This is a genomic window from Paenarthrobacter sp. YJN-D (assembly GCF_015040335.1).
In the GTDB taxonomy this organism is placed as follows: domain Bacteria; phylum Actinomycetota; class Actinomycetes; order Actinomycetales; family Micrococcaceae; genus Arthrobacter; species Arthrobacter nicotinovorans.
In genome coordinates this window covers 1,351,109-1,373,652 of the sequence record NZ_CP053549.1, presented here as the reverse complement: position 1 = coordinate 1,373,652, position 22,544 = coordinate 1,351,109, and the positions used below count along the sequence as shown (strand labels likewise).

19 protein-coding genes are annotated in these 22,544 nt (G+C 63.5%); 8 read left to right on the top strand and 11 right to left on the bottom strand.

Going from position 1 to position 22,544, the window contains the following annotated elements:
- Window positions 1-3: 3 nt before the first annotated feature.
- The 8 genes from HMI60_RS06550 to HMI60_RS06515 are packed head-to-tail and all read right to left on the bottom strand — an operon-like array spanning window position 4 to window position 9,066.
- A complete protein-coding gene (locus HMI60_RS06550; protein WP_193590785.1) occupies window positions 4-1,329 on the bottom strand; it encodes a mannitol dehydrogenase family protein in 1,326 nt (441 codons plus the stop codon).
- Window positions 1,326-2,720: a glucuronate isomerase gene (uxaC, locus tag HMI60_RS06545; RefSeq protein ID WP_193590784.1), complete on the bottom strand. Its 1,395-nt coding sequence runs from the start codon at window positions 2,718-2,720 to the stop codon at window positions 1,326-1,328. Before uxaC ends, HMI60_RS06550 begins: the two co-directional genes overlap by 4 nt.
- 2 nt (window positions 2,721-2,722) lie before the next feature.
- Complete coding sequence (locus tag HMI60_RS06540; RefSeq protein WP_193590783.1) at window positions 2,723-3,655, bottom strand: sugar phosphate isomerase/epimerase; 933 nt, start codon at window positions 3,653-3,655, stop codon at window positions 2,723-2,725.
- On the bottom strand, window positions 3,652-4,848 hold the full coding sequence (locus HMI60_RS06535) for a Gfo/Idh/MocA family protein (RefSeq protein ID WP_018779461.1): 1,197 nt from the start codon (window positions 4,846-4,848) through the stop codon (window positions 3,652-3,654). Before HMI60_RS06535 ends, HMI60_RS06540 begins: the two co-directional genes overlap by 4 nt.
- On the bottom strand, window positions 4,845-5,693 hold the full coding sequence (locus tag HMI60_RS06530; protein WP_110505379.1) for a sugar phosphate isomerase/epimerase: 849 nt from the start codon (window positions 5,691-5,693) through the stop codon (window positions 4,845-4,847). The genes HMI60_RS06535 and HMI60_RS06530 overlap by 4 nt, the downstream gene beginning before the upstream one ends.
- A 2-nt stretch (window positions 5,694-5,695) precedes the next feature.
- A complete protein-coding gene (locus HMI60_RS06525) occupies window positions 5,696-6,631 on the bottom strand; it encodes a carbohydrate ABC transporter permease (protein ID WP_018779463.1) in 936 nt (311 codons plus the stop codon).
- Window positions 6,628-7,689 carry a carbohydrate ABC transporter permease gene (locus HMI60_RS06520; protein WP_193590782.1) on the bottom strand — a complete coding sequence of 354 codons (1,062 nt, stop codon included), beginning with the start codon at window positions 7,687-7,689 and terminating at the stop codon, window positions 6,628-6,630. Before HMI60_RS06520 ends, HMI60_RS06525 begins: the two co-directional genes overlap by 4 nt.
- A gap of 12 nt (window positions 7,690-7,701) precedes the next feature.
- Window positions 7,702-9,066: an ABC transporter substrate-binding protein gene (locus HMI60_RS06515; protein WP_193590781.1), complete on the bottom strand. Its 1,365-nt coding sequence runs from the start codon at window positions 9,064-9,066 to the stop codon at window positions 7,702-7,704.
- 127 nt (window positions 9,067-9,193) lie between these two features.
- On the opposite strand from HMI60_RS06515, the gene HMI60_RS06510 reads away from it, so the two are divergent.
- The 5 genes from HMI60_RS06510 (at window position 9,194) to HMI60_RS06490 (ending at window position 13,456) form a co-directional block, all read left to right on the top strand.
- A complete protein-coding gene (locus HMI60_RS06510; protein WP_018779466.1) occupies window positions 9,194-10,210 on the top strand; it encodes a LacI family DNA-binding transcriptional regulator in 1,017 nt (338 codons plus the stop codon).
- 68 nt (window positions 10,211-10,278) lie between these two features.
- On the top strand, window positions 10,279-11,100 hold the full coding sequence (nadE, locus tag HMI60_RS06505; protein ID WP_018779467.1) for an ammonia-dependent NAD(+) synthetase: 822 nt from the start codon (window positions 10,279-10,281) through the stop codon (window positions 11,098-11,100).
- Window positions 11,101-11,317: 217 nt separating this feature from the next.
- Entirely contained in the window at window positions 11,318-11,971 is a 654-nt protein-coding gene (locus HMI60_RS06500; protein WP_193590780.1) for a PadR family transcriptional regulator, read from the top strand.
- Between the two features lie 76 nt (window positions 11,972-12,047).
- Entirely contained in the window at window positions 12,048-12,806 is a 759-nt protein-coding gene (locus tag HMI60_RS06495) for a MerR family transcriptional regulator (protein WP_193590779.1), read from the top strand.
- 44 nt (window positions 12,807-12,850) lie between these two features.
- On the top strand, window positions 12,851-13,456 hold the full coding sequence (locus HMI60_RS06490; RefSeq protein ID WP_193590778.1) for a TetR/AcrR family transcriptional regulator: 606 nt from the start codon (window positions 12,851-12,853) through the stop codon (window positions 13,454-13,456).
- A 15-nt stretch (window positions 13,457-13,471) separates the two neighbouring features.
- On the opposite strand, the gene HMI60_RS21010 is transcribed toward HMI60_RS06490, so the two are convergent.
- Together HMI60_RS21010 and HMI60_RS06480 are read right to left on the bottom strand one after the other, a co-directional pair.
- A complete protein-coding gene (locus tag HMI60_RS21010; RefSeq protein WP_200888217.1) occupies window positions 13,472-13,783 on the bottom strand; it encodes a hypothetical protein in 312 nt (103 codons plus the stop codon).
- Window positions 13,784-14,320: 537 nt separating this feature from the next.
- The gene (locus tag HMI60_RS06480) at window positions 14,321-15,922 is read right to left on the bottom strand and encodes a molybdopterin-dependent oxidoreductase (RefSeq protein ID WP_193590777.1); all 1,602 of its coding nucleotides are present in this window, start codon (window positions 15,920-15,922) and stop codon (window positions 14,321-14,323) included.
- Between the two features lie 138 nt (window positions 15,923-16,060).
- Here HMI60_RS06480 and HMI60_RS06475 point away from each other — a divergent pair, with 138 nt between their 5' ends.
- From HMI60_RS06475 to HMI60_RS06465, 3 genes are all read left to right on the top strand, one after another.
- Window positions 16,061-17,572, top strand: a complete 1,512-nt coding sequence (locus HMI60_RS06475; RefSeq protein ID WP_018779473.1) for an aldehyde dehydrogenase family protein — start codon at window positions 16,061-16,063, stop codon at window positions 17,570-17,572.
- A complete protein-coding gene (locus HMI60_RS06470; protein WP_039239459.1) occupies window positions 17,573-19,213 on the top strand; it encodes a GMC family oxidoreductase in 1,641 nt (546 codons plus the stop codon).
- 370 nt (window positions 19,214-19,583) lie between these two features.
- A complete protein-coding gene (locus HMI60_RS06465; RefSeq protein WP_052247096.1) occupies window positions 19,584-21,191 on the top strand; it encodes an APC family permease in 1,608 nt (535 codons plus the stop codon).
- A gap of 93 nt (window positions 21,192-21,284) precedes the next feature.
- Here HMI60_RS06465 and HMI60_RS06460 read toward each other — a convergent pair whose 3' ends face one another.
- Window positions 21,285-22,502, bottom strand: coding sequence for an acyl-CoA dehydrogenase family protein (locus tag HMI60_RS06460; RefSeq protein WP_018779476.1), 1,218 nt, complete (start codon window positions 22,500-22,502; stop codon window positions 21,285-21,287).
- Window positions 22,503-22,544 lie beyond the last annotated feature (42 nt).

The following is a 22,544-nucleotide window of genomic DNA, read 5'->3' as shown; positions in this document are numbered from 1 at the left end:
TGGCTATGCGTGGGTGCGGGCAGCGGCGATGGCGTCTTGCTGCCGGTGAACATGGGAAACCAAGGCACTGTCTCCGGCCAGCCCTGGGCTGAGGAGTGCCAGAAGCGCAGCGGTGCGTTGTTCGCCGTCGAGCGTCTTTGCGGTTTTGATGTCGTCTGCCAGGGGGTCCTGGAAGTCTTCAGCCGCGGACAAGTACGCGGCCCAGGCCGCGATCATGCGGGCAGCGCCGTCTCCTGAACGGCCAAGGGCACGTTCAGCGGCCAGGACAGGCAGGGCGCGCATACGCAATTTGGTGGTTCCGTCCATGGCAATCTGCGCCAGATGATGGGCAATCCGCGAGTTGCCAAAGCGGTCCAGGAGGGCCCTGCGGTATCCGGGAATATCCAGGCCTTCGCCGGGCAGATGGCGGGATGCTTCATCCCAAAATGCCTCCACGGCGGCCCTGCAGGTCCCGTCGGACAGCGCTTCTGCCACGGTTGTGTGGCCCCGGACCAAGCCAGCATAGGCAAGGATTGAGTGCGCTCCGTTGAGGAGCCAGAGCTTACGGTTTTCGTAGGGCTCAATGTCGTCCACGAAAACCGCGCCGGCATCCTCCCACCGAGGACGGCCGCCCGGAAAGTCACCGCTGAGGATCCAGTTGTGGAAGGGTTCAGCCACCACGGCGGCCTCATCCCGGTAGCCGCACTGTTCGGCCACTTCCGCAAGGTCCTCCGGAGTGGTGCGCGGCGTGATCCGGTCCACGGAGGTACCGACAAAGCTCACGTTGGCATTGATCCATTCGCCCAGGGCCGGGTCAGTCGCCTCTGCAAGGGCCCGCACCGCCTTCCCGGCAACCAGGCCGTTTTCCGCAACGTTGTCGCAGCTGACCACGGCGATCGGACCGGCGTCGGCGTCCTTGCGGGCAGCGAGCGCCGTGACCAGACGGGCCAGCGGCGTTTCCGCGCCAACCGCCGCATACGCCGCTTCCGTGATGGTCAGCGTGACCACAACCGTGGCGGGTGCGGCCAGAAGCCCGGCCAGCCGCCCGACGTCGGAACCATCCACGGCTTCCACAATGCTGCCGATGACCTCGAAGGTGTCGCCCGCGCCCGAGCGCTCCACCACAGTGAATACACCGTCCTGCCCGGCCAGCAGGTCAGCCGCGTCGGGCCTGCGTCCGGTGAAGGCCGCGATGCCCCAGTCAGCGGCATCGCCGGCGTGATGGGTGTACCAGGCCTGGTGGGAGCGGTGAAACGCCCCCAGGCCAAGGTGCACTATCCGGACCGGCGGTGTGGCTTGCCCCGGAAACGCGCTGGCGCGGCTGAGCCGGGGGGTCGTCTGGGCACTCACAGTTTGAAGACCCTTCGCGGGGAAGAATCGACGACGTCGACAATCAGCTCGTGTGCGCGGTCCTCACTGATGCGGTGCTCGGCAACCAGCCGTGCCAGGAACGAGGCCTCGATCCGTCGTGAGGCGTCGTGCCGGGCGGGGATGGAGCAGAAGGCGCGGGTGTCATCGATGAACCCGGATGACCTGGAGAAACCTGCGGTTTCCGTGACGGCTGAGCGGAACCGGAGCATGGCATCCGGGGCGTCAAGGAACCACCAGGGCGCCCCGATGTAGACCGAGGGGTAAAAGCCTGCCAGTGGTGCGAGTTCGCGGGAGAAGACGGTCTCATCGAGCGTGAACAACACCAAATGGAAGTCCTTGGCAGTGCCGAAGTCCTGCAGCAACGGCCGGACCGCTTCGGTGTAATTGACGGCGAACGGGATGTCGTGGCCCGTGTCGGCGCCGAAGGCTTCGAACGTGGGCTGGTGGTGGTTCCGGAAGGAGCCTGGATGGATGGTCATCACCAGCCCGTCCTCCACCGACATCCTTGCCATCTGGTACATCATGTGGGCTTCGAAGGCATCACGATCCAAGGCCGTGGCGAGGCCGGCACGGGCCTTGTCGAACAGGGCCTCCGCTTCGGCCTCGTCCAGTTTCAGGGTTGCCGGTGTCCTCACGCCATGATCTGCGGACACTGCCCCGTGATCCACGAAATAACGACGGCGATTCTCCAAGGCGGTGAGGTATCCCCGGTAACCTGTGCCGCCGTCGGACGCTTCGGCAATGAGCCGATCGACGTTGGCCGCCCACGCCGGGTGCGCGATGTTGATATACGCGTCCGGGCGGAAAGTCGGCAGCACGCGGCCGTGGAAGGACGGATCAGCGGCCAACGCGGCATGGCTGTCCAACGAGTCGAGGGGATCATCGGTGGTGGCCAGGACCTCAATATTGAAGTCCTTGAACAATTCCCGGGGACGGAACCCAGGCTCCACCAGCTTGGCGGAAATGGCATCGAAGCTCGCGTCCGCGGTCTCCGCGGACAACTCCCCCTGCCACCCAAAAACCGACTCGAACTGCGTCCGCAGCCAGTACCCGGAGGCGGTGCCATCGAACAAGGGCCACGCCTCACAGAAGGACCGCCAGATACTGCGCGCCCCCGCCTGCGGCTGCAGCTTTTCCAGCGGAACACCGGAAGCATGAATCAGTCGCGTCACGTAGTGGTCCGGGGTGACCAGCAATGCCGCGGGATCCGGGAACGGCGTGTTCTGTTCGATCACTGCCGCGTCCACGTGGCCATGCGGGGAAATGATGGGCAGGTCCTGGACACGCCCCAGCAAGGAACGCGCGATGCTGCGCGTCCCCGGATCCGCTGGAAGGAGGCGGTCGGGATGGGTGGCAAGGGAATGGGACATGGTCAGCCTTTCGGGATGGAACCGGCGGAGAGATCGGCGCTGGCAGGAACTGACAGTCCGGCCAGCTCTGCTACCCGGCGCAGGTACTGCAGGTTTCCGGCGGTGCGTGCAGTGAGCGGGACGTCCGTGGAGAAGTCCTCTACTGTTACCCATTCGTCGTAGCCCACCTCGGCCAAGGCTTTGAAGTAGCCAAGGACGCTCCCCTGCCCCTCGGCCAGCGGCGCCCACTCATTCACCCAAACAGCAGCTCCGGCTTCGTCACGTTCCTCCGTACGGATCCACCGGGCATTCTTGACGTGGATGTGGGCAAGATACGGGCCGAGCAACTGCAGGGCGGGCAAAGGTGATTCCCAGCCTTCGATCAACAGGTTGCCCAGGTCATGAATGACTCCAACGTGCTGCGGGTCCAGGCCTTCCAGGAGCCTGCGGGCCGATGATGCCGAGGCCGTCACCGTGCCGTGGTGCAGTTCCACGAGTGCCTTGACGCCATGGTGCGCGGCGCGTTCGGCCACCCACTCGTAGTGTTCCCGGGTGGCCGCAAACAGCTCAGGGTAGGACAGGCCGCTGGGCTCGCCGCCCCCCATGGTGGAGTTCCCGAGCGGCAGGACGTTGACCCGGACCTGGCGTGCGCCCAAAGCGGCGGTGGCGGCAAGAACGCGCTCCACGCCGTCGTGATTGTCGCAGCGGGCGTAACCGCCCAGGCCGGAGTACTCCAATCCGGCATCCGTGGTGATCCGGGCAATCTCCGGCAGCGAATCCTCAAGGCCGGTCATGGGCCAGGTGGCCATGTTCCCTGCCCAGAAGCCGGGTTCGGGCGAATCAGCCTGGTCGGTGACCCGCCATTCGATGCCGTGCCAGCCCTGGGCCGCCAGCTCCGTCGCAGCTTCCTGCGGTGACCATTCCGGTGTGGAGGCCGTGAAGACCGAGAATTTCATGCCGTGACCTCCTCAAAGTGGCCGTTGCCGGTCCGAACCTCAACGTCGTTGTACTTGCCTGCAACCACGTCGGCGATGAGCACGGGGCGGCCAAGCGTGGCCGAAACGTACAGCGCGCGTACCGTGGCCAATGCCGTGACGGCATCCTGGATGGTGACGCCTGCCGGCCGGCCGTTCCTGATGGCGTCCACCACGTCCCGGTATTGGCGGATGTGGCCCGCGGGATAGAGGGTTGGGTCCAGCTTTGCCTGCGGTGCGGGGTCCGCGAACCTGGCAAGTTCCGCCTCAGCCTGGTTGCTGGCGCCGGGCATCCCCATCGGTCCACTCTGCGTCTCTTCTTCTGAGGCCGCAGTGTGGAAGAACTGGAGGTTGTCGCTGTCGATGACGGCTGATCCCATGCTGCCCATGACCTGCAGCCTGACGCTCAGCCCCGGGTAGGCGGCGGTGGTGGCGTGAAGTACTGCGAGGGCACCCGATTCAAAGGTCACGGTGGCCACCGCGGTGTCCTCGACTTCAACGCCGGTGTGTGCCAGGAGGGCCGTTTTGGCACTGATTTCGACCGGGGTGCCCAGGAACCACAGCAGGAGATCGACGGTGTGGACGCCCTGGTTCATCACTGCCCCTCCCCCGTCCATGGCCCAGGTGCCACGCCAGGCGCCGGAGTCGTAGTAGCCCTGGCTGCGGTACCAGCTCACGGAGGCGATGGCCGATGTTAGCCGGCCGAAGCGCCCCGCACGATTGGCTTCGTCCACCACGATGCTCGCGGGATCAAAGCGGTGCTGGCTGATGACGCTGGCTACAAGTCCCTTCTCTTCCGCTGCTTTCGCTGCAGCGAGGATTTCGTCGGCGCGGTTGAGGTTCACGTCCAGGGGCTTTTCGATCACCACGTGCTTGCCGGCGTTGAGTACCTCCAGAGCCTGCTCGATGTGCAGTCCGCTGGGGGTAGCAATGATGACGAGATCGACGTCGGCACCTGCGAAAGCTTCGTCCAGACTCCGGAACGTGGCCGGCCGTGCCGCCCCCTGGTCTTCTATGTGCTGGGCCAGCGCGTCTGCAGCTTCCGCGATCTCATCCACCAGGGCCGTGACCTGCAGATCACCGATTTCGGCGACGGATGCCGCATGGGTGCGCCCGATAGTGCCGCAGCCGGCAATGGCGACGTTGAGGATGGGGTTGGACGTTTCGGTGCTCACTTGGTTTCCACTCCTGCTTCGTTAACGACTTTGGCAAAGGCCCGGGCGGCCATCCCGAAAGCGGTCGGTCCCGAAAAACCGCCCAGGCCATGGGCTCCGGCCAGATGTGGTTCAAGGCTCGCGAATCCTTCGAAGCCGTCAGCTTTCAACGCCTCCACGGTGCGGAGCAGATCGCCGTCGCCCTCACCGGCAGGAACCACGACGCCGTCCGCGAACCGTGCGTCTTTGACCTGCAGGTACTCGAGGTGGGGGCGGAGTTTGGCGTAGCCCTCGTCGAAGGGCTTGACGCCCACCTGGACGAAGTTGGCCGGATCCCACGCGACTTTCAAAGCCGGCGAGTTCACGGACTCGATGATGTCGAGCACACGATCGGGGGTGTCTCCGAAAATGTCCTTCTCGTTCTCGTGCAGGAGTACCACTCCGGAGTGTTCAGCGACGTCCGCCAGAGCACGCATCCGCTCGATGACATCGTCCCGGATGCTGTCCACGTCCACGCCTTCTTCGTAGTAGAAGGAGAAGATGCGGATGTAGCGGGAGCCGAGAACTTGCGCTGCGTTGGCTGCACGGCGAAGGCGTTCAACCTCGTGTTCCACGGGCAGCGTCACGTCCACCTTGCCGATGGGGGAAGCAATCGCCGAAACTCCCATGCCTGCCGCATCCAGGAGCTTCTTTAGTTCCGCCAACTGCTCGGGATCAAGGTCCACGATGTTGGTCCCCCAAGCACTGCGGACTTCGATGTGGTTCGCACCCAAAGCCTGGAGCACCGCGATCTGCAGGACCGGGTCGTCGTCGATCTCGTCTCCGAAGCCCGAAAGCGTCCACTGGACTGTTGCTGGACCGGTCATTGCTACTTAACTCCTCCGGCGGTGAGACCGCCCACTAGGTAACGTTGGAAAATCAGGTAGAGAATCACGACGGGCGCCGCACAAACGAGCGAGGCCGCCATCATTTGCCCGTACAGGGGAATGGCTCCACCCTCCTGCGAGGCTCCGAAGACCTGGAGGGCCACTGCTGCGGTCTGGCTGTCGGGCCGGGTCATCACCGAGGCGAATAGGACATCGTTCCAGCCGAGCAGGAAGGCAAAGATCCCCGAGACCACAATTCCGGGCCAGCTGAGTGGAAGGATGATCCGGACCAGGACGCCCAGGTTGCTGGCGCCGTCGATCCTTGCAGCCTCTTCAAGTTCGCGTGGCAGCCCACGCAGATAGGTGACCATCACCCAAGTGGAGAATGGCATCGCGAACGTCAGGTAGGTGATGAACAGTCCCCACTGCGTACCGATCACCTGTACGCCAAGGTAGCTGGCGGCCGAGGAAAAGAGCACGAAGACCGGAAGGACCATCAGGGTTCCCGGGACCGACTGCAGGGCAAGAAGTCCGCGGAGGATGGAGAGCCGGCCACGGAACTGGTAGCGGACCAGGACATAGGCAATGGAGACGGACATCGCAGCCGAAACCACCGCAGTGGCTCCCGCGACCAGGACACTGTTGCCGAGGCCCTTCGCCAGGCCCACACTGGACCAGATCTTGGTGTAGTTCTCCAGGGAGAACGTGGAAGGCCAGAACTCACCATTTGCCACGCCGATGTCAGAGTTGACCGAGGCCAGGAAGATATAGGCCACGGGGATCAGGACGATGGCGCTCAGGACTGTCAGGATGATCGCCAGCATGGGGCCGGGCAGGAGACGGGTTACTTCGTGCTGCCGCCTGGAACCGGGGCGGAACGTGGTTCCGGCCGGGACTCCGCGCGACGTGCCGCGGACCGAGGTGGTTGATGCGCTCACTTCTTGCCTCCCGGCGTCTCGGCGTCGTCCAGTTTGACGGCGCGCAGGTAGATGAACAGCGGAATGGCGATCAGCACCAAGGACACGAACGCCATGGCGGCGCTGAGGCCGAAGCGGAAGCTCTGGAAGCTGGTGACGTAGGTGAGGATCGGAAGCACTTCGACGTCGGACGGCGCCGGGACCCCGAACAGCACGAACGGGAGCGTGAAGTTGTTGATGTGATGGAGCATGCCGATCAGGAAGGCGAGTGCCAACGGCCCCTTGAGATAGGGGAAGATGACGTACCGCAGCTTCTTCCACCACAGCGCTCCGTCCAAGGCGGAGGCCTCGTGGACCTCGTGGTCCACGGATTGCAGGCCGGAAAGGGCCAGCAGGTAGATGAACGGCCAGGAAGCCCAGATCTGGACCAGGATCAGCGTCCAATACGTTTGCGGTCCGTTGAGCCACAATCCACCGTCCATGCCAAAGACACCCAGCGCCGAGTTGACCACTCCGTCCGGCTGGAACATGGTCCGCCACACCGTTGCCACCACGAAGGAGGGCAACACGTACGGGATCAGGAAGATCGAACGGACCAGTGCGCGGCCCTTGAAGGCATTCTGCGTGGCAACAGCCGCGGCAATCCCCAACGGCAACGTGACCACCATGGCGATCAGGGAGTAGCTGACGCTCAACCACACCGAGTGGAGCAGCGGTGAATCAGTCAGGGCCTCCACAAAGTTGTCGACACCAATGAACGGTGCGCTGACCCATTTGCGCAGTGAGTATTGGTCGAGGTTGAGCGCCGACATGTAGATGCCCAGGAACAGCGGGACCACGATGATGACGAACATCAGGACGCCGCCGGGGATCAGCATCCACAGTGGACGGTTGCGCTCACTCAAGCCCTTGCGACGGGCGGGTTTCCGGCCATTGCCGGCCGGCTGGGTGGCTCCTGTGCCTGCGTTTGGTGAGGCACCGGCGTCGAGCGCTGGTTCTGTCGACCCGGACCGGGCCAGCTGCCCGCGGGCAGCCGGACCAGCCACGGTTTTCATTTCCCTGAAGGAATCAGTGGACATGGGAAACCCTGCCTAGGACTTCGCGGCCCGGTCGAGGGAGGCCTGGCCCTTGGACTGTGCATCCTTCAGCCGTGTCTCCAGTGCGCCGTTGTCTACAGAGCCCTTGGCCAGGTCCGGAATGGACTGGACGGTGACGTTCAGGAGTCCCAGCTGGATATCGCCCCAGGCGCCTGTGAAGGGGGTTGCCTTCGACTTGCTCGCAGCATCGGCGATGGGCTGCAGTTTGGGATCAGTCAGGGACGCGAGTGCCTCGGCATTCGCAGGGAGCTCACCGAAGATCTTCTGGTAGTTCAGCTGTTCTTCCTTGGAAGTGATCAGCTCGATGTAGGCGAACGCCAGGTCCTTCTGCTGGGAGTAGTCGGCAACCACTACGTTGTCGCCGGAGAGGATGCTCGCGGCCTTGTCGCCGTCGCCCTTGGGGGAAGATTCCCCGGGAGCCGTAGTGGGCATGATCGAGTAGGCGTACTTGCCGGCGATGGCTGACTTGTCCAGGGTGGGGATCGAACTGGATGTGGTCATCATCAGGTATCCGGCCTTGCCGGACGCGAAGGCCGCTACGGCGTTGCTGTTGCTCCAACCGATGGCTGCCGGATCCACTACCTTGTCCTTGGTGAGCCAGCCGAAGTAGGTCTCGTACGCTTTCTTGACGGTGGGGTCATCCATCTTCAGCTTGTCGCCGTCCACCAGGGGGTTTCCTGCCTGCACGGACATGGCCCAGATGAACTTCCACGGGTCGAAGTTGTCCTTGTACCCGGTTGCCAGGCCATAGGTTCCGGTGCCTGCGTTGGTCATCTTCTTGGCCTGTTCGGCAAGCTCATCCCAAGTGGTTGCGGGCTTTTCGATGCCTGCGGCGGCGAGGAGGTCCTTGTTGTACGCCATGACAAACGGGCGGCTGACGAAGGGGATGCCGGCCTGGTGCTCGGAGTCAGGACCTGAAATGCCCAGTGCGGCCGGGTTGAAGCGGTCCTTACCGCCGACCTTCCTCCAGTCATCCTCCGACAACGTCACGAAGGCCTTGGTGGCGTAGGCGGTGGGCGTGAAGGTGGTGCCCAGGCTGTAGACGTCCGGGCCCTGGCCGGAAACAACGGAAGTCTGGATGCGGGTCAGCTCATCGTTGGCTGAAGCAAAGGTCTCGAACTCGACGTCGGCTCCGGTCTTCGCCTTGAACTTTGCGGCGATGTCCTTGAACCATTCCTTCTGCTGCTCGGGGTACTGGTTGTTGACGCCGGTCAGGACATTCAGTTTCTTGCCCGTTCCGTCAACGGCGCCCCCGGAGCTGTTGGACGTGCTGCTGTTGTCGCTCCCCCCACACGCTGTCAGTGCCAGGGCCGCCGTCAGAGCGACGGCGGCAAGTTTGGCTGATGGTGCAAACCTCATTGTTTCCTCCTTGGATACACAGCCCGTTAGTGGTCTACGTCACAGGGGCTTCGGCATCGAGTCTATGAGTCCGGCAATGGTGCGGCAAGCGGTTGCCAAAAGTTGCCATGAATGGTGCAATCTTCCTATGGCTGAGACAAACGCGCGGGGATCCGCACCCACCATCCGGGACGTCGCCGCATTGGCGGGAGTGGCCACGTCCACTGTCTCCCGGGCCCTGTCCAACCCCGACCGCGTCAACAGGGCCACCCGCGAACGCATCGAAAAGGTGGCTGCCGAGCTCAACTACGTCCCCAGTTCACAAGCCCGTGGACTCAGCTCGGGGCGCACCAACGCCATCGCGCTCCTTGTTCCCGACGTCACCAACCCGTTCTACTTCGACATCATCCGGGGCACCCAGAACCAGCTCAAGGCAGCGGGTTACACGCAGTTGCTGGTTGACACCGAAGAGTCTGCGGAAATGGAGGCCGATACGCTCCAGAAGATGCAGCGGACAGCTGACGGGTTCATCCTGGCCGCCTCCCGCCTCACCGATGCCCAGATCCTCGAAGCGGCAACGTCGCAGGCAATCGTCACCATCAACCGGTCATCAGCCAATGCCCCCACGGTCGTCATCGATACCCCGGGCGCCGTCGTCCAGGCGCTTGAACACCTGACATCACTGGGCCACACCAGGATCTGCTACGTCGGCGGCCCGGCGTCGTCATGGTCGAACGCCAAGCGTTGGAAGACCTTCGAAGACGAAAGCCGCGACAGGGGACTGACGACGTCCCGCGTCGGGCCCTTCACGCCGAAGACGACCTCCGGGGCAGCAGCAGCCGACGCTGCGGCGCGAACCGGGGCAACGGCGTGCATCGTGTTCAACGACCTGCTGGCCATCGGCATGTTGCAGCGCCTCAGGGAACGCGGGATCCGTGTGCCGGAAGACATGAGCATTGTGGGTTGCGACGACATCTTTGGCGCCGACTTCTGCAATCCGCCGCTCACCACCATGGCTTCACCGATTGAACAGGCAGGGCGGGTGGCCGTTTCGATGCTCCTGGCGCAACTCGACCCCCTGCACGCAGGCTCCAGCCGGCGCCTTGCGGTCATGCCCACCCATCTCACCGTGCGGGGATCAACGGGGCCGGTGTCCCCCAACTAGCTGACACGTGGGCTGGATGTGTGCAATATGGTTGAGCGTCCGCAGCCATGCTGACTAGTGTGGAACACATGCGCGAACTCCAGGCCAAGATCATTGAGGAAATGGGCGTCCAGCCCCGGATCGATCCTGCGGAGGAGATCCGCAAGCGGGTCACCTTCCTGAAGGATTACTTGAAGGCAACAGGAACCAAAGGCTTTGTCCTGGGCATTTCGGGCGGCATCGATTCGTCGTTGGCCGGCCGCCTCGCCCAGCTCGCAGTGGAGGAACTGGAGGCCGAAGGTGTCGATGCAAACTTCGTGGCTGTCCGCCTTCCCTACGGCGTGCAGCACGACGAGGACGACGCCCAGGCAGCACTGGACTTCATCAAGGCCAAGACCGAATGGACCTACAACATTTCCCGGGCCGTTGACGGTTTCGAGGACGAGTTCGAGAAAACCACCGGCGCTCCGATCTCCGACTTCCACAAGGGCAACACCAAGGCGCGCGCACGGATGATCGCCCAGTACGCACTAGCCGGCGAACACAACTACCTGGTGATCGGAACCGACCACGGCGCCGAGTCCGTGACGGGCTTCTTCACTAAATTCGGCGACGGCGGCGCGGACATCCTGCCGCTGTTCGGCCTCAACAAACGCCAGAACCGCGCACTCCTTGCCGAGCTCGGAGCTCCGTCGCGCGTCTGGGAGAAGGTCCCCACGGCCGACCTCCTGGATAACAAGCCCGGCCGCACCGATGAGGACGAGCTCGGCATTACCTACGACCAGATCGACGACTACCTTGAAGGCCGCGACGTCGACCAGGCGTCAGCGGAACTGATCGAGCAGAAATATCTCCGGACCCGCCACAAGCGGACGGTGCCGGTCACGATCTTCGATACCTGGTGGAAGTAGGCGCAGCCTTCCAGCGACGCCACTAAAGACATCCACGACGGCGGGTGCGGACTTAGCGATAAGTCCGCACCCGCCGTCGTTCTTTAACCCTCCCTCACCTCCCGCGCCCTTCCCCCAAACCCTCCCTCACCTCCATTGACACTGCGATAGCTACCGATATATCGTTAACTATCGCCGATACTCCTTCGGTGACAACTATCGAAAGGACGATGCTGTTATGAAAGGCATCCACAATCACGAAGAAAACTCTTTCCCGGAACGCGGCGAAGGTCCCCACGGCCGCAGCCGCTTCAACCGCAGCAAGGGCCGTCGCGGTCCGGGCGGGCACGGCGGAGGCGGCTTTGGGCCAGGGCGCGGACCAGGCTTTGGCCCGGGATTCGGCCCCGGCGGATTCGGTCCCGGCGGATTCGGGCCGAGAGGCTTCGGCCCGGGCGGCCCCCGCCGTAACCGCGGCGATGTCCGCGCGGCAATCCTCTCCCTGCTCGCTGAGGCTCCTTCCAACGGCTACGGCCTGATCAAGACCATTGCCGAGAAGACGTCCGGAGCGTGGCGCCCGAGCCCCGGCTCCGTCTACCCCACCCTCCAGCAGCTGGTTGATGAAGAGCTCATCACGGCAGTGGGCGAGGGTCGCCGGACGGAATTCACCCTCACCGATGACGGCCGCGCCTACGTTGCCGAGCATGAGGAAGAACTCGCCAACGCTTGGAATACCGAGGCCGACGGAAACATGCAGGAATTCCACCAGAGCATCGGCAAGCTGATGGGGGTCATCCACCAGTTCCGCGGCGCGGCCACGGAGGAACAGCGCCGGGCCGCAATCGAGAAACTGGACGAAACCCGCCGGGCGCTCTACCTGATCCTGGCCGACTAGTGGCAGGCACGATCCCCTTGACCTTGACGTAACGTCAACCTCTAATGTCGAAGCACAAGGAGGAGACGGAGGACAGATGGACTGGTCAATCCAGGAAATCGCAAGGATCGCAGGGACTACCAGCCGCACACTGCGTCACTACGACGACATCGGGCTGCTCAAGCCAAGCCGGACCGGCCATAACGGCTACCGCTACTATGACGGTCCGGCCTTGGTCCAGCTCCAGCGCATCCTCCTGCTCCGGGAACTGGGGCTCGGCCTGCCGGCCATCGCCGAAGTGCTCCATCGCGAGACGGACACGGTCAAAGCACTGAGCAGCCATCTGGAATGGCTCGGCCAGGAGCGGGACCGGCTTGCCCGGCAAATCGCCTCAGTCCGGCAAACAATCGACACGATGCAAGGGGATGGAAAGTACATGGCACAGGACATGTTTGATGGTTTCGACCACACACAGTACAAGGACGAAGTCGAGGAACGCTGGGGCAAGGATGCCTACGCCGCCGGCGATTCCTGGTGGCGCGGTATGAGCGCCGAAGAAAAGCAGCAATGGAAGGACCGTGTCCGGAAGCTCGGCTCGGACTGGATTGCGGCCGCCGAATCCGGCGTCGAACCGGACAGCGCTGAAGCGCAGGACCTCGCGAAACGGCACGTCGAGTGGTTGCGCGGCATCCCGGGAACCCCGACGGCGGCACCTGGCGGAGACGTCAAAGGTTACGTCTCGGGCCTGGGCGAAATGTATGTGGCAGATCCGCGTTTTGCCGCCAATTACGGCGGGGAATCAGGGGCCGCTTTTGTGCGGGATGCCCTGCGTATCTACGCGGAAAGAAACCTCTAGGCGGTCGGGATGCGCTGATCCGGGTTTGGCAATAGTCTGGCCGGATGGGTACAAGCACCGTAAAAACCGGCGAACAGGCTGACAGGCAGACACGCATCCTCGAAGCAGCCCTGGAGTTGCTGTCCCGCCACGGCATTTCGGGCATCAACATGCGTGCGGTGGCGCGCGAAGCCGGCGTGGCCCTGGGGCTTGTGAACTACTACTACGAGGACAAGTCGAGCCTGATCCGTGCGGTGCTGCACCAGATTGAGGAACACGACCTTCTGTTGGTGGAGCCTGAACCGGCTTCGACTCCCGAGGAGCAGTTGCGGGAGGCTCTTCGGCGCGTTGCCGACCCCGGACTCCTGACAACGAGGTATCTGTCCCTTCGCCTTCACTTGTGGGCCCTCGCCCAGGCCGATGAGGAGTTCGCACAAATCAACGCCGCAGCCTTTGACCGGTACCTGCAGGGGCTGGCTGCACTGATCGGAAACGCAGTTCCCGGGCTCTCCGCCGATGAATGCAAGGCCCGGGCGGACGACGTCGTCGTCGTGCAAAACGGCATGTGGCTCACCACGCTTCTGGGCATCGACAAGGCGGCCATCGAGCGGGGAATTGCGCGCACGGAAGAGATTGCGTTTGGCTCTGCCCTTCAGGGCGAGCACCGCTAGGTAGCAGGAAGGCAGTCAGGGACGTTCGCGGAGGACCGTGCTTGCCGTCTCGATGGCCCTGACCCAGCCGGCGGTGGCAGCGCAGCGCATGTCCACTAGTTCGACCACTCTCTTCAGATCGTCGGCGAGGTGTCGTTTGAAGATTGGTTCATGGTGGGCGATACGGTTCCGGAGCAGACGAATTGCATCCAAGTCTGCATAGATCTGTCCACGCAAGGCCTCTGCGGTCTTGGCTGATGCATGAGGGAACAGGGATAAAATGGCTTGATCCCAAAGGCGTTCGTCATGACGCGCGGTGAACATCTTCTGCCAGAAGACGAACTTCAATTCAGCGATGACTTTGCCCGTTGTAGGTTGGCTAGTACGGGTCGAGACCAAATCCCACCGAGGACTGTAACGTCCACGAGGCCCCCTGGGAGGCTGCCCTCGAACGTTGGGTTCCATGGCCAGTCCGGACCGTAAAGTCCGGTCAAGGCATCAGACACAGCGTTCCGAACGATAACTTCGGCGAAATGCGCTGGCAGCATCAGGGCTGCCGACGCCCGAGCATTCCATCCGTAGAGGTCCAACGCTCTTTTCGAGTCTCCAGAGGTGGCCTGAAGGTAGGTGGACATGCGGGGTCCGGACAGGGACGCGTGAATCGCGGCCTGTGCAGCTGAATTGGCATACGGCACATATTTATCCTAAAGTGATTACCACGAGTCGCGTGTTTCGTGGGCTTAGGCCTCCCCTCGCGGACAAAAGATTACGAAAGAGCCCGCTGTCCAGCGGGCTCTTTCTCTTTCCGAAACCATCTCTTGGTTCCCGGCCGCATCGTCACGGATGAGCAGACACTCCGAATAGCTCGTTGACGAGTACCCGCAGCTACTCCACCGTCACCATCACCGACGGCCAGCCCGAGGCGCCGTCAGGCACAGGATCTGCGCGCTTTTCCGTCTGGACTTCTCCGGTACCGTCGGTGGCGCGGGCCTTGACGTAATGGATCCCGGGTGTGGCATCCCATTCATAGGACCACTGGCGCCAAGTAATTGTGGATGCCTCATCGGAGAGGGTTGCTTCGACCCACTCGCCGTCGTCGATCTGCACTTCCACCTTGGTGATTCCCCGCGTCTGCGCCCATGCACTGCCACCCACGGCGACCTTGCCTGCCGGGAACTTCGCAAAGGACTTGGGTACGTCCACACGTGCCATGGTCTTGATGGGGCCGCGCTCCGACCAGCCACGCTCAGTCCAGTACGCCTTACTGTCCGCGAAGCGGGTGACTTCCAGGTCCACCACCCATTTAGTGGCTGAAACGAACCCGTACAGCCCCGGAACCACCATCCGCACAGGGTATCCGTGCTCCACCGGAAGCGGCTCCCCGTTCATGCCGATCGCCAGCATGGCATCGCGGTCATCCTGAAGGACCTCGAGCGGGGTGGAAGCACTGAAGCCGTCGATGGATTTCGAAAGCACCATGTCCGCGCCTTCCTTGGGTTTGGCCCTGGCCAGGACCTCGCGGATGGGAAGACCCAGCCACTTGGCGTTGCCTGCCAGCTTTCCGCCCACAGGGTTGGACACGCAGGTCAGCGTTACATGCGATTCGATCAGTTCGGCATCGAGCAGGTCCTGGAAGCTGAGGGTGACCTCTTCCTCGACCATTCCGTGCACCCGCAATTGCCAGTCATTGACGTTGATTTCCGGGACACTCAGGGCGGTATCAATACGGTAGAACTCGCTGTTGGGTGTCAGCCATTGCAAGACTCCCTCAACCGGGGACTGGACGCCGGCCGGCACGGGAGGCGCGGCCTTGACCGGCGCGGGGAGCTTCAGCGCGTTCCGGGCCTCGGCTATGTTGTTGCGCGCGGCTCCGAGCAACCGCCCACCGGTTGCGGCGATGCCGGCAGCCACCGCGGTGATTCCGGCAGCGGCAAAGAAACGACGGCGGCTGGTCCCGGCGGTGCCAACGCCGGCACTGCCGTTGCGGACTTCGGCGTCGGCCGCCATGTCCGCGGGAGCTTCCGGCCACGCCTTCATCCCCCACAACGGCACCATGAGGCGCCGCAGGACCAGAAGCCCGGCGATGGTTCCCAGGATCGAGGGGATGGCGTCGGCGAAACCCACCCCTGCACGGGTCAGGACGCAGGCCACGATCACTGCGCCCATGAACAGCACGCCCAGGACGCCGAGGGCCCACTTACGGTAGGCCACCACACCCAGTACGCAGGCAAGCACGGCGATGGTTACGCCCATGCCCACGAACAGGGCGGCCTTGTCGTTGGTGCCGAACGTGGCGATCGCAAAGTCCTTCATCCAGGGCGGCGTGAAGTCGATGAAGGTGGATCCCAGTGCAAACACCGGGGTTGCCCTGGCAGTGAAGAATGCGCCGATCAGTTCCGCTACGGCGAGCACGACGCCGGCCGACACCACGCCTGCCAGCGCCGCCATGCTGTCGGTACCTCTGGTCCGGGATCCAAGCTTTTTCATGCAACTGATTCGTAGCGGCCCGGGGCTTGGATGGGTTGACGAATGCCGCGTCACTGGAAGGACGAGACAGCTACCACTTTGAACATCTGTTCATGATTTTCCTTGAACAGATGTTCAAAGTGAACTAACCTGCTTCGTATGACCCAAGCCACATTTTCTGATTCCGCATCCACTCTTTTCATCAACGGATCGTGGGAGCCGGCTGCGTCCGGCGCGGTCCGCGACATTCACAACCCAGCCGACGGCGAGTTGGTCGCCACGGTATCCGAGGGCGGCCGCGAAGACGCCGAGCGCGCTATTGCCGCAGCCCGCGCGGCCTTCGACTCCGGAGTCTGGTCCTCCGTCCCGGCACCCGAGCGGGGCGCATTCCTGCTCAAAGTCGCCGCGGAACTGCGCGAACGCCGCGAGAAGTTCGCCCGCGCAGAATCCCTGGACACCGGCAAGCGCATTATCGAGAGCCGGATCGACATGGACGACATCGCGGCCTGCTTCGAATACTTCGGCAGGCTCGCGGGCCAGCAGCCGGGCCGCGTTGTGGACGCCGGAAATCCCGACGTCGTCAGCCGGATCGTCTACGAACCCGTAGGCGTCTGCGGCCTGATCACACCGTGGAACTACCCACTGCTGCAAGCAGCCTGGAAGATCGCCCCGGCACTGGCCGCCGGCTGCTCTTTCGTCCTCAAGCCCGCCGAGCTGACGCCGTCCACCGCCATTCTCACCATGCAGCTGCTGAAGGATCTTGGCCTGCCCGACGGCGTCGCGAACCTTCTCACCGGACCCGGCCGCAAGGTGGGCGCACCGCTGACGGAACATCCCGACGTCGACCTCGTTTCCTTCACCGGCGGACTGGAAACCGGCAAGAGCATCGCCGCGGCCGCAGCCGCCACCGTCAAGAAGGTGGCGCTGGAACTCGGTGGCAAGAACCCCAACGTTGTCTTCGCCGACGCCGACTTCGATGCCGCCGTCGACAACGCCCTCAACGGAGCCTTCGTCCACTCCGGGCAGGTTTGCTCCGCAGGTGCCCGCCTGGTGGTGGAGGAGTCCATCGCAGAGCGTTTTGTCGACGAGCTTGTCCGCCGCGCCGAAACCATCCGCCTGGGCGGGCCGTTCGATGAGGACGCCGAAACCGGCCCCCTGATCTCCGCCGAACACCGCGACAAAGTCCACGAGTACGTCCAGCGCGGCATCGCGGAAGGCGCCCGGCTGCGGACCGGCGGCTCGGCGCCTGAAGGACAGAAGTACGACGCCGGGTTCTACTACCAGCCGACCATCCTGGACCGCGTCACCCGGGGAATGTCGGTGGTGGTCGACGAGGCGTTCGGCCCGGTAGTAACCGTTGAGACCTTCCGGACCGAGGACGAAGCCGTGGCCATCGCCAACGACACCATCTACGGACTGGCTGGAGCTGTCTGGACGCAGGACGCCGGCAAGGCACAGCGCGTGGCCGGCCGGTTGCGTCACGGCACCATCTGGATCAACGACTACCACCCCTACCTCCCCCAGGCGGAGTGGGGCGGCTTTGGCCAATCGGGAGTGGGCCGCGAGCTCGGCCCCACCGGCCTGGCTGAGTACCAGGAAGCCAAGCACATCTACCAGAACACCAGCCCCCAGGTGACCGGCTGGTTCGCTGACCACGGCAAGGAGAACTAGATGCACAGCGACAACATCGAAACCCTCGGCGAGCGCGCGTTCGACTACGTCGTCATCGGCGGCGGGTCCGCAGGGGCCGCGGTTGCCGCCCGGTTGAGCGAGGATCCGGACGTGACGGTGGCCCTCGTTGAAGCCGGTCCGGATGACCGCAACCTGCCCGAAATCCTGCAGCTGGACCGCTGGATGGAACTGCTGGAGTCGGGGTACGACTGGGACTACCCGGTGGAACCACAGGAGAACGGCAACTCCTTCATGCGTCACGCCCGCGCCAAGGTCATGGGCGGCTGCTCCAGCCACAACTCCTGCATAGCTTTCTGGGCTCCCCGCGAGGACCTGGACGAATGGGAATCCAAGTACGGGGCCACGGGATGGAACGCCGACGCCGCCTGGCCGCTGTACAAAAGGCTCGAAACGAACGAGGACGCCGGCCCGGACGCTCCCCACCACGGCGATTCCGGCCCGGTCCACTTGATGAATGTCCCCCCGGCGGACCCTGCCGGAGTGGCCTTGCTTGATGCCTGCGAGCAGACAGGGATCCCCCGGGCCAAGTTCAATACGGGCACCACTGTTGTGAACGGAGCCAATTTCTTCCAGATCAACCGCCGCTCGGACGGAACCCGCTCGTCCAGCTCGGTGTCTTACATCCACCCGATCATTGACCGCCCCAACTTCACGCTCCTCACGGGCCTCCGGGCCCGCCAACTGGTGTTCGACGCGGACAAGCGCTGCACCGGCGTCGACGTGGTTGATTCAGCCTTCGGCCGCACCCACCGCCTCTCGGCACATCGCGAGGTGATCCTCTCCACCGGCGCCATTGATTCCCCGAAGCTCCTCATGCTCTCCGGCATCGGCCCCGCCGACCACCTGGCGGCCCATGGCATCGAGGTGCTGGTGGATTCGCCCGGCGTGGGCGAGCACCTGCAGGACCACCCGGAAGGCGTCGTCCAGTTCGAAGCCAAGCAGCCGATGGTGCAGACCTCCACCCAATGGTGGGAAATCGGCATCTTCACCCCCACCGAGGAGGGCTTGGACCGTCCGGACCTGATGATGCACTACGGCTCGGTCCCCTTCGACATGAACACCCTGCGCTACGGCTACCCCACCACGGAGAACGGCTTCAGCCTCACCCCGAACGTCACCCATGCCCGTTCCCGCGGGACTGTGCGGCTCCGCAGCCGGGACTTCCGCGACAAGCCCATGGTGGATCCCCGGTACTTCACCGATCCGGAAGGCCACGACATGCGCGTCATGGTGGCCGGCATCCGCAAAGCCCGGGAAATCGCGGCCCAGCCGGCCATGGCTGAATGGGCCGGCCGGGAGCTCTCCCCCGGCATCGAAGCGCAGACCGACGAGGAACTGCAGGATTACATCCGCAAGACGCACAACACCGTCTACCATCCCGTCGGGACAGTCCGCATGGGCCCGGTGAGCGACGACATGTCGCCCCTGGATCCCGAACTGCGCGTCAAGGGCGTAACGGGCCTTCGCGTGGCCGACGCCTCCGTTATGCCCGAGCACGTCACGGTAAACCCCAACATCACCGTGATGATGATTGGCGAGCGGTGCGCAGACCTCATCCGCGCCGGCCGGTCGGGCGAAACGACGACGGCGGAGGCGGACTTCAGTTTGTCCCTTGCCTGAGCGGGCACGGGACATCATCCGAAACCAGCGGTGAAGAGGGCGCGCCTTCACCGGCGCTTCCGCGCACCCCCAGGGGCGCGGCGGTGAACGGAAAGGCGCGCATTATTCTTGAACATTTGTTCATTCACAAGTCTTGAACGCATGTTCAAACTAAACTAACCTGCTTCTTATGACCCACGCCACACTTAAACGGAAGTGGCTTGGCGGACCGGCCCGGACATCGACCACCTCGAACGTCCCGGCCAGCCACGCAACATCAACGGGGGAAACAGCCTGAGGCACGCAGATGTGCCCGGCCTTTTGATTTCGACTGCGACCAATGGCGGCCGCAGGTCATCACCATTCGTGCATGTCTGAGTTAGGAGTTCGAATGTCAGAACCCAGCAAATTAGGACCCTGCAAGAGCGATGCAAGCGGTATGGACGAGTTTGGCTATGCCCAAACCCTGGACCGCAGCATCGGAAAGTTTGCCAGCTTCGCAGCCGGCGTCAGTTACATCTCCATCCTCACCGGCGTTTTCCAACTGTTCTACTTCGGCTTCTCCACGGCCGGTCCCGCGTACGCGTGGTCATGGCCCATCGTGTTCGTCGGCCAACTCATGGTTGCCCTGTGCTTTGCGGAATTGGCCGGACGCTACCCCGTGGCCGGCTCGGTCTACAACTGGGCCAAGCGGCTCTCAACAGGAACCTGGGCGTGGCTGGCCGGATGGCTGCTGCTGCTCTCGTCCATCATGGCGCTGGGATCTGTTGCCCTGGCCCTTCAAATCACCTTGCCGCAGATCTGGAGCGGTTTCCAACTGGTCGGCGACGGTACCGGCCCGTACGACTTCGCCGTCAACGGGGTCATCCTTGCCAGCATCATGATCGGCATCTCCACGCTCATCAATGCGTTCGGCGTAAAGCTCATGACCATGATCAACAGCGTGGGCGTGTTCGTGGAACTGGTGGCGGCCGTCCTGCTCATCGTGGCCCTCATCTGGCACTCCGTGCGCGGACCGGAAGTTCTCCTGGACACCGCCGGGTTCGGCGAGGAACACCCCTTGGGCTTCTTCGGCGTGTTCCTCATCGCCGCAATGGCTTCCGGCTACGTCATGTACGGATTCGATACCGCCAGTTCACTCGGTGAAGAAACCAAGGACCCCAAGCGCACGGCCCCCAAAGCGATCCTGCGTGCCGTCACAGCATCCTTCCTGCTGGGCGGGCTGCTCCTCCTGGGCGGAATCCTGGCAGCCCCGGATCTTTCCGATCCCAAAATCGGAGCGGCCGATGGCGGCTTGCAGTACATCGTACTTTCGGTGCTGGGCGGCCCCTTCGGCAAGGCCTTCCTTGTCTGCATCGTCGTGGCCGTCGTCGTCTGCACCCTGGCCGTCCACGCAGCCGCCATCCGGATGATGTTCGCCATGGCGAGGGACAACAACCTTCCCTTCAGCCGCCAGCTCAGCAAAGTGCATCCCACCCGGAAAACCCCCACGGTGGCCGCCATCGTCATCGGCGTCGTGGCAGTGATCCCGCTGATCGTCAACATCTCGCAGCCTGCAATCTTCACTATTCTCTCCAGCATCAGCATCGTCCTGATCTACCTCTCCTACCTGCTGGTCACCGTGCCGATGCTGCGGCGCCGGTTCCTCAAAAAGTGGCCACTGAAGGACGACGGATCAGAACCCGGATTCAGCCTCGGCAAGTGGGGGCTGCCCGTGAACATCCTGGCAGTCCTGTGGGGCGGCGCGATGACGCTGAACCTGGTGTGGCCGCGACCGGAGATCTACAACTCAGTCCCGCCCTTCGAGTGGTACCTGCAATGGGGCGGTGTGATGTTCGTTGCCGCAGTGGTGGTGGGCGGAGCCCTCCTCTACCGCCTCCGCATCAGGCACAAGACAGGGGTCCTGGCCGAACACGCTGCCGTGCCGGCTGCCGCGCCGGAAGACCAGGCAGACCCGGCAAAGGCCGACCCCTCCCTCGCCGCGGCCCGCAATTCCTAGCAAGCACACCCCTGGCAATCACACCCCATAGCAAGCACGACAAGGGCATCCCTTCGCTGGTTCCGCACCAGCGAAGGGATGCCCTTTCCACTTTTAGACGAACGCCGATTTCCCCGTCACCGCGCGGGCCACGATCATCGAGTTGATCTCGTAGCTGCCCTCGTAGGTGTAGAGGATTTCGGCGTCACCGAACAGCTTTCCCATCTCGTAATCGGTGGTGATTCCGTTCCCGCCCAGGAGGGACCGGCCCATGGCCACCGATGAACGCGCCAGGCGTGTGGTGGTGGCCTTGCACATGGCGGCCTGCACCATCTGGAGCTTTCCCGCCTGCTGGATCCGCGCCAGTTCAACCATCATGGACAGGGAAGCATTGGCGTTGCCCAGGATGTCGGCGAGCTGCTGTTGCACCAGCTGGAAGCGGGCGAGTTCCTTGCCGAACTGCTTCCGCTCCAAGGCGTAGGACCGCGCAATATCAAAAGCGGCCAACTGGATGCCCGCAGCCTGCCAGCCCACCCACGCACGGGAATCCCGCAGGAGATCGTTCGCCCGGGAGAACTCTGTTGCGCCCGGCAGGAGGTTCGACGCCGGGATCCGGACCTCCTCCAGGACAATATCGGCATTCTGCATGATGCGGAGGCCGATTTTGTTGGAGATTTTCGTCGCAGAATAGCCTGGCCGGTCCGTTTCAACAATGAAGCCCTTGACGTGGCCGTCGGAAACATCACGCGCCCAGACCAAAGCGAAGTCGGCGATGGTGCCGGCCCCGATCCAGCGCTTGGCACCGCTGATGACCCATTCGCCGCCGTCGCGCCGCGCCGTCGTCGAGAGTCCGCCGGCGATATCCGAACCGTGGTCCGGTTCCGTCAACGCGAAGGCGCCCAGCTGGGTGAAAGCCTGCAGGCCGGGCAGCCACTTGCGCTTCTGCTCCGGGGAGCCGAGCTCGTTGATCATGCCGACGATGAGTTCATTGTGGATGCCCACCAACGCGGAAAGGGACACGTCGGCGCGTGCAACTTCGGTGTACATGAGCCCCTTGAACAGCTGCGAGGAGCCGTCCGTTTGCAGCCCACCCAGCCCGAACCCCGCCATCTCCGCGAGCAGTCCGAAGGGAAATTCTTCCCGGTTCCAGTAATCGATACTGGCTGCACGGATGTGTGACTGCAGGAACTCCCTGATCTGCACGTACCGCTCCCGTTCCCCGTCGGGGAGCAGGTCGACCACGTGCATGAGGTCCGCCTCCGGGTAAGGAGGGAGGACGCGTTCTGAAGCTGGACCGCTGGTAACGGTGCCGGCAGCTTTTTGCTCGAGCATTAGACCCCTTCGTCATGTCCCGGAAGGCTCTTCCAAACCCTT

Coding starts and splice junctions, on each gene's coding strand:
- uxaC (WP_193590784.1), bottom strand. CDS start 2,720: ATGTCCCATTCCCTTGCCACCCATCCCGACCGCCTCCTTCCAGCGGAT.
- HMI60_RS06540 (WP_193590783.1), bottom strand. CDS start 3,655: ATGAAATTCTCGGTCTTCACGGCCTCCACACCGGAATGGTCACCGCAG.
- HMI60_RS06530 (WP_110505379.1), bottom strand. CDS start 5,693: ATGACCGGTCCAGCAACAGTCCAGTGGACGCTTTCGGGCTTCGGAGAC.
- HMI60_RS06520 (WP_193590782.1), bottom strand. CDS start 7,689: ATGTCCACTGATTCCTTCAGGGAAATGAAAACCGTGGCTGGTCCGGCT.
- HMI60_RS06515 (WP_193590781.1), bottom strand. CDS start 9,066: ATGAGGTTTGCACCATCAGCCAAACTTGCCGCCGTCGCTCTGACGGCG.
- HMI60_RS06510 (WP_018779466.1), top strand. CDS start 9,194: ATGGCTGAGACAAACGCGCGGGGATCCGCACCCACCATCCGGGACGTC.
- nadE (WP_018779467.1), top strand. CDS start 10,279: ATGCGCGAACTCCAGGCCAAGATCATTGAGGAAATGGGCGTCCAGCCC.
- HMI60_RS06500 (WP_193590780.1), top strand. CDS start 11,318: ATGAAAGGCATCCACAATCACGAAGAAAACTCTTTCCCGGAACGCGGC.
- HMI60_RS06495 (WP_193590779.1), top strand. CDS start 12,048: ATGGACTGGTCAATCCAGGAAATCGCAAGGATCGCAGGGACTACCAGC.
- HMI60_RS06490 (WP_193590778.1), top strand. CDS start 12,851: ATGGGTACAAGCACCGTAAAAACCGGCGAACAGGCTGACAGGCAGACA.
- HMI60_RS06480 (WP_193590777.1), bottom strand. CDS start 15,922: ATGAAAAAGCTTGGATCCCGGACCAGAGGTACCGACAGCATGGCGGCG.
- HMI60_RS06475 (WP_018779473.1), top strand. CDS start 16,061: ATGACCCAAGCCACATTTTCTGATTCCGCATCCACTCTTTTCATCAAC.
- HMI60_RS06470 (WP_039239459.1), top strand. CDS start 17,573: ATGCACAGCGACAACATCGAAACCCTCGGCGAGCGCGCGTTCGACTAC.
- HMI60_RS06465 (WP_052247096.1), top strand. CDS start 19,584: ATGTCAGAACCCAGCAAATTAGGACCCTGCAAGAGCGATGCAAGCGGT.
- HMI60_RS06460 (WP_018779476.1), bottom strand. CDS start 22,502: ATGCTCGAGCAAAAAGCTGCCGGCACCGTTACCAGCGGTCCAGCTTCA.